Source organism: Micromonospora sp. NPDC049240 (assembly GCF_040647835.1).
Lineage (GTDB): Bacteria > Actinomycetota > Actinomycetes > Mycobacteriales > Micromonosporaceae > Micromonospora.
Window position 1 is genome coordinate 277,842 of the sequence record NZ_JBEZCX010000012.1, and the last position, 11,194, is coordinate 289,035.

General features: G+C 75.1%; 8 protein-coding genes. 3 read left to right on the plus strand and 5 right to left on the minus strand.

From position 1 onward, the window contains the following. Positions 1-14: 14 nt before the first annotated feature. The gene (locus AB0B02_RS20635; protein WP_281944087.1) at positions 15-872 is read left to right on the plus strand and encodes a hypothetical protein; all 858 of its coding nucleotides are present in this window, start codon (positions 15-17) and stop codon (positions 870-872) included. Next, the gene (locus tag AB0B02_RS20640; protein ID WP_357302501.1) at positions 872-3,133 is read left to right on the plus strand and encodes an AAA family ATPase; all 2,262 of its coding nucleotides are present in this window, start codon (positions 872-874) and stop codon (positions 3,131-3,133) included. The genes AB0B02_RS20635 and AB0B02_RS20640 overlap by 1 nt, the downstream gene beginning before the upstream one ends. Here the strand turns inward: AB0B02_RS20640 and AB0B02_RS20645 are convergent. The 4 genes from AB0B02_RS20645 to AB0B02_RS20660 are packed head-to-tail and all read right to left on the minus strand — an operon-like array spanning position 3,078 to position 9,395. Beyond that, positions 3,078-4,304 carry a hypothetical protein gene (locus AB0B02_RS20645; RefSeq protein ID WP_357302504.1) on the minus strand — a complete coding sequence of 409 codons (1,227 nt, stop codon included), beginning with the start codon at positions 4,302-4,304 and terminating at the stop codon, positions 3,078-3,080. The two genes, AB0B02_RS20640 and AB0B02_RS20645, sit on opposite strands and share 56 nt — an antisense overlap. Next, positions 4,301-5,320, minus strand: a complete 1,020-nt coding sequence (locus tag AB0B02_RS20650) for a hypothetical protein (RefSeq protein WP_357302507.1) — start codon at positions 5,318-5,320, stop codon at positions 4,301-4,303. Before AB0B02_RS20650 ends, AB0B02_RS20645 begins: the two co-directional genes overlap by 4 nt. Beyond that, on the minus strand, positions 5,317-9,153 hold the full coding sequence (fxsT, locus tag AB0B02_RS20655) for an FxSxx-COOH system tetratricopeptide repeat protein (protein ID WP_357302510.1): 3,837 nt from the start codon (positions 9,151-9,153) through the stop codon (positions 5,317-5,319). The genes AB0B02_RS20650 and fxsT overlap by 4 nt, the downstream gene beginning before the upstream one ends. Continuing rightward, complete coding sequence (locus tag AB0B02_RS20660; RefSeq protein WP_281944097.1) at positions 9,150-9,395, minus strand: hypothetical protein; 246 nt, start codon at positions 9,393-9,395, stop codon at positions 9,150-9,152. Before AB0B02_RS20660 ends, fxsT begins: the two co-directional genes overlap by 4 nt. A gap of 136 nt (positions 9,396-9,531) precedes the next feature. Here AB0B02_RS20660 and AB0B02_RS20665 point away from each other — a divergent pair, with 136 nt between their 5' ends. Further along, positions 9,532-10,920, plus strand: coding sequence for an HEXXH motif-containing putative peptide modification protein (locus tag AB0B02_RS20665; protein ID WP_357302513.1), 1,389 nt, complete (start codon positions 9,532-9,534; stop codon positions 10,918-10,920). Here AB0B02_RS20665 and AB0B02_RS20670 read toward each other — a convergent pair. Beyond that, a partial coding sequence (locus tag AB0B02_RS20670) for an acyl-CoA dehydrogenase family protein (protein ID WP_357302516.1) occupies positions 10,910-11,194 on the minus strand: 285 nt, incomplete at its 5' end. The two genes, AB0B02_RS20665 and AB0B02_RS20670, sit on opposite strands and share 11 nt — an antisense overlap.

The window sequence follows — 11,194 nt, forward strand, 5'->3', positions numbered from 1 at the left end:
TCGCGGTGCCCAGGTTGGGCAGCACCGACCCGCTCAACCCGCTCTGGTACGCCGAACACGTCAACTACTACGTCCCGGTGGACAACACCGAGGCGTCCTTCGAGCAGTGTCAGGGCCGGTTCGCCGACGTCGCCCACCTGCACCACGAGGGGCGGCTGGTGCTGGTCCGGGGCGAGCGGGGGTGCGGGAAGACCGCGCTGGTCAACCGCTGCGCGCACTGGCTGCGCGATCGGCTCGGCCGGGACGGGCTGCGGGCGGAGGTGGTCAACCTGCGCCAGGAGGCCCACGAGAACGACCCGATCCCCACCCGGCGGGAGCACACCTGCCGGGCGCTGCTCGACAAGCTGAACGAGCTGCAACTGCTGCGCCACAACCTGGCGTACGAGATGCGCGACCGGCCCGACGACGCGTACCGCAACCTGCCCGGCTGCCTGGACACCGACCAGGCGCTGATCGTGCTGCTGCCGCCGGTGGAGCTGATCGAGGAGCTGCACTACTACGCCGCGCGGGCGCCCCGGCGGATGGTCTTCTTCGCCGAGACCACCAGCGCGCTGGACCGCCGGGACCGGGACGTGCTGGGTCGCAACACCGTCCACCTGGAGGTCGACGGCTTCGACCACCGGCACGCGGCCCGTTTCGCCGCCGACCGGCTCGGCCGGCTGACACCCGGGCTGCTGCCTCCGCTGGCGGATACCGCACTGGAGGAGTACATAGACGACGGCAGATTGGCAACGATCCGCGAGATGCAATGGTTACTCTTCGGCGTTTACGAGACACTACGTGTGCAAGATGAGCGACCCAACCAGGTGACCTGGCAGGATCTGGCCCGACACTTCATGAGAGAAGCCCGCCGCCTCAGGGAGCAGCCTTGATGGACGCGTACGACCCGGCCCCGATCGGCGAGGCGAACCCCTATCCGTCGAGCGCCGTGGCGCAGGTCGCCGACACCGGGTCGACCGTCTACACCATTCCCACCGCGGCGGTCCGCCGGGCCACCGACGCGATGAACGGCTACCTCGACGCGCTGCACGACGCTGCGCAGACGCCGGCCGGTCGGGTGGTCGCCGTGGTGGGCGACTACGGCACCGGCAAGACCCACCTGGCGTCCTACCTGGTCCGACACGCCACCGAGCGCCTCGACGGCGACCTCCAGTCGATCTACCTGACCGCCCCGCCGGACACGTTCGTCTCGCTGTACCGGACCTTCGCCGACAAGCTCGCCGACCGCCGGGAGGTGGTGCACCGGCGCGTCCGCGGCCTGTACGCCGACATCCTCGCCGTCGAGCTGCGCCGGTCCCGGGTAACCGAACCCCTGGCCGAGCAACTGCTCGCCGGCACCCTGGACCCGGTCGCCGTGGTGGACACGTTCAACATGATGGAGAGCCAACTGCTCGGGCAGTTGCGCGACCGGCTGCGGAAGGTCACCGAGAACGCCGAGTTCGCCCGCGCGCTGACGCTGCTGCTGCGCGGCGGGTTCGAGGACCCGGTCTGGGAGTGGATCGCCGGTCGGCCGCCGGCCGACGTGCTCCGCGAGCGGGGGATCACCGGCACGCTCACCGGCAGCGAGGCCACCGCGCTCCAGGCGATGGGCGTCTTCGCGCTGCTGATCGGCTACGGCCCGAACCCGTTCGTCCTGGTCATCGACGAGTTGGACCAGCTGCTCACCGCCGCCGGCCGGCGGGAGGACGAAGCCCTCGACGCGTTCAAGGAGATGCTGCGGGTCTTCGCCGCCTCCAACACGTTCCTCCTGCTCGCCGGGCTGCCCGACCTGCTCAGCACGCTGCGCCGCGACGTGCGGGACCGCAGCGGCGAGCAGATCACGATGACCCCGCTCAGCCCGGCCGACGTGCTCGACTACGTGCTGCGGCGGCAGCGGGGCCGGCTGGAGCCGTTCAGCGAGGCGACCGTCGGGCAGCTCGTCGAGCTGGCCAACGGCGTCCCCCGGGGCATCATCTCGCTCTGTCACCGGCTCTGGCGCCGGGCCCGCGACCAGGGCGGCCAGGTCACCGCCGGCATGGTCCGGGAGGCCGCCCGCGAACTGTACGGGGGCGTCGGCGCGCAGAACATCCTGGCCGAGATCCGGCGGGTGCTGGTGAGCACCGGCCACGAGAACTCCCGGCCGGACTTCTTCCCCATCGACGACCCGGACAGCCGCATCGACTACTGGATCCCGGCCGGTCGGGACGACGCCGGCTGCGGCATCCTGGTCTCCGGTCCGCTGCTGGAGGAGAGCGACGCCGCCCGGGTGGAGACCCGGGCCCGGATCAGCCACGCGTACCGCGACTGCGAACTGCTGCTCGTCGTGCTGGAGCCGGTGCCCGAGCGCTTCCTCCCCCGGATCCGCGAGGCCGTCGGCCGGGAGCCGCTGCTCTACCGCCCCCGGTCGTTCGCCGACCAGCTCGCCGCCGAGGTGACGTCGATGACCGGGCGGATCGAGGAGCGTTATCCGGCCGACGGGGCGCTGGTGCCGTTGGCGCCGCACATGGCCCGGCTGGACCGCCGCCAGTCGGCCACCCAGCACCTGCTCGGCCTGCTCAACGGTTCGCTCAGCGACCTGCGGGCCCAGAACGACGAGCACCTAGCGGCCATCCGCCGGGAGCTGCGCGAGCTGCAACGCTGGCCGGTCCCGCCCGGCGACCGCCGAAACGGCGACGACCTCGCCGACCTGCCGACGTCGGTGACCGAGCTGTTCGACCGCGCCTTCGCCGTGGTGGACCTGCGGACGCCGGTCGGCGTGCTGTTCCGGCGGTCGTTCGTCGAGGACGAGGGCGGCCGGGGCGCGCGGCAGGCGGTCCGGGCCCGGGTCCGGACCCCGGAGGTCCAGTCGGCGGTCGGCGTCGCCACGCTGCTGAACGCGCTCGTCGAGGCGTTCGGGCTGGCCGTGGCGGAGTGGTACCGTGCGGCCCGCCAGCGCCCCGGCGGTCCCGCCCCCTTTCAGTGGGACCGGCTGAACGAGATGTGCCAGATCTTCGACGCCGTGCACGAATACCTGCCCGTGCGGCAGCTCCGCGGCGCGCGGGACCTCGTGGACGACGACGTCCGCCGGTCGGAGACGGCGAGCGACGTGCTGACCGACTTCAGTGCGCGGGTACGTCGGGAGCTGGTGACCGCCCTGACCGACGACGCGGCCTGACCGCCGGCGCCGGCCCGGCAGGGGCCGTCCCCGGACCACCCCGGCCGGACGCCTCACGCAGGCCGTTCGTCAACGCGTGCACCAGGTTGACGACGAGGATCGCCGGCGCCACCACGGCGACCGTGCCGACGAACTGCCGTTCCAGCACCAGCGCCAGGATGACGGCGGTGATGCCGTTCTGCTGGCCGAGCAGCACGTCGAGGCGGTCGGCGGCGGGGAGCCGGGCACCGATCACGGACGCCACCACCACGTGCGCCGCCACGGCGGCCAGCCCCAGCACCACGCCCGGTACCGGGTCCACGCCACCGACCAGCACCAGCCCGAGCGCGAACGTGGCGGCCAGGAACGCCCAGCGGGTCAGCAGGTCGAGCGCCGGCCCGATCGGCGGGCGGTAGAACAGCCCGGCCACGGCGAGCCCGAGCAGCAGGAACTGGGTGACCGCCAGCGCCGCGAGCCCGAGCAGGACCACGAGCTGACCGACGGTCACCGCCCGGCCGACCCACCGGGCGCGGGTGACCGCCCGCCGGTGCAGGGCCCGCGTACCCCACCAGGCCACCGCGGCCACGGCGGCGAGCAGCGCGTTCCGCACCAGGGAGAGCGTGAACCCACCCAGCTCCGCCGTCGTCGGGCCGGCCGGATCGCCGGGCAGCGCGGGGACCACCCAGGCGGCGGCGTACACGGTCAGCAGCACGGTGACCGGGTCGTCGAACGACGCCCACGCGGACAGGATCGACTGCGCCTGCCCGGACATCCGGGAGCGCAGCCGGGTCGCCGCGAACGACAACGGGTCGATCTGGGCGACCGCCACCCCGAGGACCAGGAACGCCGGCCGACCGAACGCGAGGTACATCACCGCCGAGATCAGCGCCGCCTTGACCAGCACGCCGACGGTGACCGCCAGCAGCACCAGCCGCAGGTTCCGCCGGGCCGCCGCGAGGTCGATGCCGTGGGTGCTGGCGAACAGGCCGACCGCCAGCAGCGCGGTGGCCACCGTCAGGTAACCGGCTGACCGGTGGACGTCGGTCCAGCCCCGCCCGGCCGCCAACGCCCAACCGGCGGTGGCGACCAGCACGAACAGCGCGGTGCGGCGCAGCGACGGCAGCACCGCCTCGACCACCCGGGCCCGGCGGTCGGCGGGAGCCGGCCCCGCCCCGCCCGGCGGCGCGCTCACCCGGCCAGCTCGGCGCCGAACACCGCCGCCTTCTCGTCCCCCTCCGCCACCCGGTCCTGGTCGAGCGTGACGGCGAGCAGGTAGCGGTCCAGCCCCACCGGATAGCAGTAGAACGCGCCCTGCTCGACGTCGAGCACCAGCCGGCGCACCCGGGAGCCGATCGCCGGGTGCGCGGACCGCACCACGGCGCGCAGCAGCTCGTCCACCCGCTGGGCGAGGTGGCCGTAGAAGGCCCGCCGCCGGGCCGGGGACGCGTCCGCGAAGAAGTCGCCCAGCCGCGGGTCGTCGAGCACGTCCGCGGTGGCCTCCAGCCGGCCCGGTCGGCACACCGCCACGTAGTGCAGGCCCTCGGCGTGGACCTGCCCGGCGCAGCGGGCCGCCAACCCGGCGTACGACTCGTCGCGTACCCAGGTCCGGGGCCGGGCCTCGACGGCGGGCGGACCGGACGGGCCGGGCGGTCCCGACGCGGTGCTGACCGGGGTGAGCCAGCCGCCGTAGTTGGTGGGCTGCTCGCCGGCGGCCGTGTGCTCCGCGTTGGCCAGCCGGGACAGGCCGATGTCGGCGGCCCGGATCGTCGGCTGTCGGGGCGGCGGCTCGTCCGCCGGATCCTCCACCCGGACCACCCCGACGAGGTGCTGTTCCCGGCTCAGTTGCAGGGCGAAGAGCGCGCCCCGCGCGGTGTGCAGCACCACCCGGATCAGGTCGCCGCTGCGCGCCGGGCGCAACACCCCGCCCAGGGTGGTCATCGCGTGCACCACGTCCCGGTCGACGAGCTGCCGCTCGTCGGCGTCCAGCTCGTGGGCGCCGGCCACCGGCGCCGGGGCGTCCAGGGCGAAGTCGCAGACCCCGGTGCGGTACCGGGCGAGGTGGAGCATCCCGGGCAGGCTCCGCATCAGCCGCTCGCACGCGTCCACCATGGCCGGCCGCTCCCGGACGTGGTCGGCGAGCATCACGTCGATCCGTCCGTCGACGCCGGACGGCCCGGCTGCCTCGTCGGCGGGGATGGGGGCGCTCATGTCGCCGGGACCTCCATGTCGACGAAGTCGAGCTTCGCGGGGCCGTACGGGATGCCACCGCTGATCTCGCCGTCGGTCACCAACGCGGCCAGGAGCCGCCGGGTGGCGCGCAGGTACGGGTGTTGGAGCCCGAGGAAGTGGCGGCCCTCGTCGAGGACACCGCGCAGCAACCGCTCCGCCTCGGTGGTCCGCTGCGCCGCCGCCAGGCTGCCGGCCAGGTTGACCTGACCGCCGAGCGTCCACGGGTGCGACTCGCCGAGGGTGGCCGCCAGTCCGGTGGCGGCCTGACGCCCGGCGGACACCGCCTCTTCGAGGTCGCCGACGCCGCGCAGCAGCACCCCGCGCAGGCTCAGGCAGACCTGGGTGAACGGATGCTCGGGCGGGAGGTCGCGCCGGTAGCCGGCCAGGCTCTCGTCCGCCAGCCGCACCGCGTGTTCGCTCTCCCCGCCGAGGTGGTAGTCGACGGCGAGACTGAGCCGGCAGGACTGGGTACGCGGATTGTCCTCGCTGAGCAGCCGTCGCAACGCCAGGTAGGCGCGGCTGTTCAGTTCCTTGGCCCGGGTGAGCTCCTCCTGCCGGCGGGCGATGACCGCCAGGTGGCGGATGATCCGCAGCAGCAGCGTGTCCTCCTCGCCGTTGCGGCCGGCCGGCAACCGCTCCTGGTACGCCTCCTGGAGCAGCTTCCGCGCGCTGGCGAGGTCGCCCAGGTCACCCAGGTAGCGACCGAGGTCGCTGGCGAGTTCCAGGGTGTCGGGATGGTCGTCGGCGAAGAGCCGTCGGCGGCGGGCCAGCGTCTCCCGGGCCACCCGGACCGCCTCGTCGGTGCGCCCGGCCAGGTAGTACGACTGGGCCAGGTTGTGCGCCGCGACCAGCGTCTCCGGGTGGGAGTTGCCGAACTGGTCCCGGAAGCCCCGCCAGGTGGCCTGGTCCTCGATGAGCGCCGGCCGGAACCGGCCGAGCCCGCGCAGGTCACCGGCGAGACCCCGGCGGGTGACGAGGACCCGCGGATGGTCGTGACCGAGCAGGACCGTGCTCTCCCGCAGCACCTGCCGGCTCAGCGTCAACGACTCGTCGCTGTGGCCCAGGGACCGGGTGACGTCGGCGAGGCGGGTCGCCAACCGCAGCGTGATCCGGTCCTGCCAGCCGTACGCGGCCAGCCAGCGGTCCAGCACCGGCCGCCAGAGCCGGTGCGCCTCGGCGGCCTCGTCCTCGCCCCGGGCGATGAGGTGTTCGAGCTGCTCGACCACCAGCCGGCGGACGTCGTCCGGGCCGTCCGCGTCCAGTGCGCCGGAGCTGAGCAGATGCTGGTGCAGCTCGTGCCGCAGCGCGGAGGCCGCCGCGATGGTCCGGGGCGCCGCCCCGGCCAGGGCGAGCAGGAACCGCCCGCGGCGCGCGGCGTGCTTCCCGGCGGTCATGTCGGCCAGCACGGTGGCCTGCACGGCGGGGTGCATCCGGACCGTCCCGTCGCGGCCCCAGGCGACGTCGAACAGCCGGAACCGCATCCCCAGCGCCAGCGCCCGGTCCATCTCCCACCCGTCGGCGCGCAGCAGGGCCGCGTCCTCGTCGGTCAGGTCGGCGGCGACCTGCCCGCGCATCCGCCGGGACTGGACCAGCGCGAGCGACATGCCGATCGGCGCGGCGAAGGCGTACATCTCCGTCAGCATCACCGCGACCCGGCCGCTGAACTCCTCGTCCATCAGCCGCAACGCCACCCGGACGATCCGCCGGGTGGGGGACGCCCCGTCGCCGGTGGGCCGGATCGCCTCCAGGAAGGCCGGCACCGCCGCGTCCGGGCCACGCGACCCGGTGACCGCCTCCCGCTTGTCGAGCAGGATGCCGGCCTGGCCCAGCAGCCCCGACGCCAGCCGCAGGTCCAGCGGGAACGTGCCCACCGCGTCGACGACCGCGGCGGCCGGGGCGGCGGACAACCCGGGCACCTGCCGGATGAGCAGCCCGGTCGCGTCGTCGCGGCGCAGCCCGTCGACGGCCACCGAGGGGCCGTAGACGGGCTGGTCCCCGGTGCCGCCGGTGACCACGACGTGCCCGCGGCCGGAGGGCAGCAGCCCGACCAGGTCCGCCGGGTCACCGACCCCGTCGTAGACCAGCAGCCACTGGTCGCCGCGCTTGCGCAGCTCGGCGAGCATCTCGTGGACGGCGTTGCCGCTCGGCTCGACCCCGAGCTCGTCGGCGAGCGCCGCCAGCGCGGTACGCACCGCGTGCCGGCTGCCCGCCGGGATCCAGACGACCAGGCGGTAGTCGCGGTGGAACCGGGCCACGTACTCGCGGGCCAGCGTGCTCTTGCCGGCGGCCAGCGGGCCGCGTACCCACACCGGTTGGCCGCCCGGGTTCGCCAGCAGCGCGTCGCGCAGCTCGCTCAGCTCCCGGTCCCGGCCGACGAACAGCCGCGGCCGGTCGGGCAGGCCGCACGTCTTGCGGGACTGGTCGTCCCGGCCCGGGAAGCCCACCCGCCAGGGCCGGTCCAGCGGCGAGGGCTTGAGCGCGGCCAGGCCCAGCGCGGCGCGCAGGCGTCGACGTGCCTCCGGCTCGTCGCAGTCGAAGAGGTCCACCGGTCGACCGGCCGGGGGTGGACCGGCCGGGACGGTACGCAGCACCAGCAGCTCCGTGCCGGGCCGCGCCGCCATCTCCCCGGTCAGCGCGTCGAGCCACGCCTCGTCGTCGTCCTCGACGCCGGGCCCGCCCGCCCGGTGCGCGGTGGGGTCCGGGGCGACCGCCAGCACGGTGGCCGGCCCGTCGGGGGCCGGACCGCGTGGGCGCCAGGGCCGGACCCGGATGTCGAGTTCGGTCAGCTCGGCGCTCAGCCAGTCGGCCCACGGCCGCTGTCGTCCCGGGGTGGCCACGAACAGCTCGCCGCCGTTCTCGGCGAGCGGCCGGCTGAGCCCGAACCGGTAGCGCGCCCGGACCGGCTCCGCCTCCGGCTCGGCCCGGTCCAGCTCACCCTGCGTCAGCAGGCTCAGCAACTGGCCGTACGCCGCCAGCACCGACGCGCGGTGCGGGGACTCCTCCAGCAGCGGGGCGAGCGGCTGGCCCTCCGGGCCGCCGGGGAGGGCGACCTGCCAGAAGTCGACGCCCACCGCCGGCTCGTCCAGGGCGCCGCGGAAGCTCGACGCCACCTCGTCGGCGTGCCGGCGGGCGGCCACCGCGTCGGCGGGGGCCGACTGCGTGGTGGCGGCGATGATCCGGATTCCGGCGGGAGCGCCGCGGTGCACCTGGCGGGCCACGGCGGCGGCGTCGGCGAGCCGGGGCGCCCGGTAGGGGAAGCAGACGACGAGCGCGTCGCAGAGGACGGCCAGCCACTGGGCGACCGTCTCGGAGAAGTCGGCGGGGTCGAGCAGGACGTCGTCGTACTCGATGAACCGCAACTGCCGGCGCAGTTCACTGCGGATCGTGCCGCCCAGCCCACCGCCGATCTCGGTCACCGGCGGCCAGGTCGCCGACTCGGGCACCCACACCACGTCGAGGTGACCGGCGGGGGCGGCGTAGCGCCGCAGGGTGGGCTGCCCGGTGGTGAACCCGGGCAGCGCGAACATCAGGTCGGTCAGCCCGCGCGGCAGGTGGTCGGTGAGGGGCGACTCCCCGCTGTAGAAGGGGCTGAGGTGCTCGTGCACCCGGACCGCCCCCCGGCCGGCGTCCACCACGAGCACCCGGCGGCCGGCGCGCGCCAGCAGCCAGGCCACGTTGCTTGTCACGTTGGTGCGCCCGGTCAGGCTCTCCGCGGCGACGAAGGCGGTCACCCTGGTCTCGGTCGCCCCCGGCTCGGGCCGGGACGCGGACGTGCCGCGCGCCGGGGCGTCCGGAAAACCGTCGATCGTCATGCCGTCCCCCCGTCGGACCCGGTGTCGGACGTCGTCCACCACCGCCGCGCGCCCGGATTGTCGGCCTGGTTGCCGAACCAGAGGAACTCGGCGGTCGGGTCGCCGCTCTCGTCGATCAGCCGCCGCAGGGACCGGTGCAACTGCCGGCGCGGGATGGCGTCGAGGTCGGCCGGGTCGAGTTCCGCCACATCGAGCAGTTGGGATATCAGTGGCCGGTCGCCACCGCTCACCCGTTCCGACATCTCCGGCCCAACCTTCGATCCATCGACACCACCACTCCGCACGGCACAGCCAGCGTTCCGGCAGTAACATATCGTAGCCTTCATCGATGTCCACCGTCGTCGCGGTGGGCCGCCGACTGGTCTGGGGAGGCCGCGGGTGCCGACGGGCCGGTACGAGATGCCCGTCGGCACGTTCCGGGCGCTCGCCCGGGGCGGTGGCGGCCGGGAGGTGGTCCGGCGGTTGCTCGCGGTGCCGGTGAGTCGGAACCTGCTCGTGCTGCGCTCGGCCGTGGTGCTCGCCACGGACCTCGGACACCCGCACGCGCCGCTGGTCAACGACGCCTGGCAGCTCCTCGGCGAGCTGCGGCGGTCGGCTCCCGGGCCCACCCGCGTGGTGCTCGGCTACCCCACCGTGAGCGTCTGGGCGGCGGGCACGCTGCGGGCCCTGGGGCACGGCGACCGGGGGTCCGCCGACGACCCGGCGACCCTGGGCGCGGTGGTGGCCGCGGCGGCGATGCGGGCCGGCGGGCGGGCCCGTGTCAGCTTCCCGACAAGCTCCTCCGGCGCGGTGACGGTGGCGCTGCCCGGCCTGGGCCGGGTCCACCGCGGCCCCGGTGGCGGGGCCGGGCTGGCGGAGCTGACCGTGGACGGGGCGCGCCGCACGCTGACGCTCGACGGCGTGCCGGTGACCGGCCCGGGGCTGTGCCCCCGGACGACCGGGACGGCGGGCGGCGGCCCGACGCCGGCCTGGCACCCGGTGCCCCGGCTTCGGGCCGACGGGCACGGCCCCCGGCTGCACCTGGACGATCTCCGGTCGCTGGCCCGCCCGGCCGCCGTCGCACCTGTCGACGCGGTCCGGGCCGCCCGCTGGGCGGCCCGGCTGTCCCCGGGCTGGCGGCTGCTGGCCACCCGGCACCGCCGGGCCGCCACCGAGCTGACCGAGGCGATCTCCATGGTGATGCCGCTGGCCCGGGACGCGGCCGGCCGGCCGTGGGCGGCGGTGACCAGCGGGGGGACACCCGACGAGCTGACCGCCCCACTGATCAGCGGCACGTTCCCCGCCGCGGTGGGGTGCGTCGCCCTGTCCGACGGCCCCGGGGCGGCCGGCCCGACCGCCGCGGCCCTCGTGCACGAGCTGGCGCACAACAAGCTGGCCGCCCTGGACCACCTCTTCCCGCTCGTCGAGGCGGCGGAGCCGGCCCGTCACCCGGTGCCGTGGCGGGCCGGCGCCCGTCCGCTGCCGGCGCTCGTGCAGGGCCTCTACGCCCACGTGGCGGTCGGCGAGTTCTGGCGTCGGGAACGGCGCTTCGGTACGACCACCGGCCGCCACCTGGCGCACGCCGAGTTCGCCCGGCTCCGGGGAGCCTGCCGGGAGGTGGCCGACCTGCTCAGGACCGCCGACGGGCTGACCGGGTACGGACGGCTGCTCGTCGACCAGCTCGACGACGTGGTCGACGGCTGGTCCGGCCGGCGGGCCGGGCCGATCGGCACGGGCCGGGCCGGGCGACGTCGACGGCCCCGCCCGGCCCCGCCGGTCAGTTCTTGAGGAGTTGGCGGGCCATGACGATGCGCTGCACCTGGTTGGTGCCCTCGTAGATCTGGGTGATCTTGGCGTCCCGCATCATCCGCTCGAGCGGGTAGTCGCGGGTGTAGCCGTAGCCGCCGAGCAACTGGACCGCGTCGGTGGTGATCTCCATGGCGGCGTCCGAGGCGAAGCACTTGGCGGCCGCGCCGAAGTAGGTCAGGTCCGCGTCGCCCCGCTCGGACTTGCCGGCGGCGGCGTACGTGAGCTGCCGGGCCGCCTCCAGCTTCATGCCCAT